Origin of the sequence: Microvirga tunisiensis (assembly GCF_009296175.1) — a bacterium.
GTDB classification, from domain to species: Bacteria; Pseudomonadota; Alphaproteobacteria; order Rhizobiales; family Beijerinckiaceae; genus Microvirga; species Microvirga tunisiensis.
Genome location: NZ_VOSK01000828.1, coordinates 1 through 1097 on the forward strand (window position 1 = coordinate 1; position 1097 = coordinate 1097).

Annotated in this window: 2 protein-coding genes; one reads left to right on the top strand and one right to left on the bottom strand. The window is 55.2% G+C overall.

Annotated features, from left to right (window positions below; translation table 11 throughout):
- Nucleotides 1-108 precede the first annotated feature (108 nt).
- On the bottom strand, nucleotides 109-288 hold the full coding sequence (locus tag FS320_RS43930) for an ATP-binding protein (RefSeq protein WP_152718725.1): 180 nt from the start codon (nucleotides 286-288) through the stop codon (nucleotides 109-111).
- Nucleotides 289-960: 672 nt separating this feature from the next.
- Between FS320_RS43930 and FS320_RS51355 the strand changes: the two genes are divergently transcribed.
- On the top strand, nucleotides 961-1097 hold a 137-nt coding region (locus tag FS320_RS51355), incomplete at its 3' end, for a helix-turn-helix domain-containing protein (protein ID WP_420846860.1).

The window sequence follows — 1097 nt, forward strand, 5'->3', positions numbered from 1 at the left end:
CCATCCAATTCCTGCCAACGCGTTCGCCATGTTCCAAATCTCATCGCGATGAAACAGACGCAACGAGCCGCCGCGATTGCAGGCCAGAACGGCAAATATCAACATGCCTCATGAATAGGGTGGGCTAAGCGCGAGCGTTGTCTTGCCGACCTGCCGAGGGCCGATCAGCGCAACGGCGGGGCTGCTGTCAAGGAGCTCTTCGAGTTTACGGGCTATACGGCGCTCAATCATCCTTGCTTTTATGGAGTCGTGATCCAGAATTGCAAGGAAAAAATCAATGTGCAGCACGGGGACAACCTAACCCAAGTATTCCATTACGCCCGTTTTGCAGGGTCGGGGATCAGACCCTAAACGCCGATTGCGCGGCCGACCGCGCTTACTTTGCAGAACCAGGGCACTTCAATTCTGTGACCTGACGCAATAACCGAAGTGCGACGGTTCGCGGGTCTTTGGTCGCCAGTCGGTCAAGGGACTGCCGGGGCGGAGCTGATCAGGGTTGCACAGCCCTGGTAGTTTCGGGGATCCAGAGAACTCATCCATGCGGGCGATCTCGCGCCGGTCAGCCAGGCTCAGGTGGGTGTAGGGCAGGGTCATTCAGCCTTCGAGTGCAAACCCTTTGCTTGTAAAGGAATTCGCACCCCAGAATAGGATCCACTGCCTACAAAAACGGATTCGCATAAGCTTATTTATGGAACCAGTGGTTGCGCAAAGCCCTACAGAACAACGATAAGTTGCCAACCTATGAAAAGCCACCGTTGATGATTCCGGGCAGCTCAGGCAAGCACACAACTTCCATCGTCAGCATGCAATCCTAAGCCTGCGACAATCATCCTGCTGTCGGACGTACAACTCTGTCTAAAGACCTGTTGCACAAAGCAACGCCAAGTAGATAGAAAGCCACGGTGGGTTCAACCGGTCAGCGCATCATGATTGATTTCGTTGGCTTCGGGAGAACTATCTATGGCGCGTATGGGTCGTCCAGGCTTATCGGCAGAGCAGAAGCGGGAACTCTGGACCCGGTGGAAGGAGGGCTGGTCGCTCAGTGATATCGGCCGCGCGCTCGGCAAACATGCCGGATCGGTCTTCGGCATCGTACT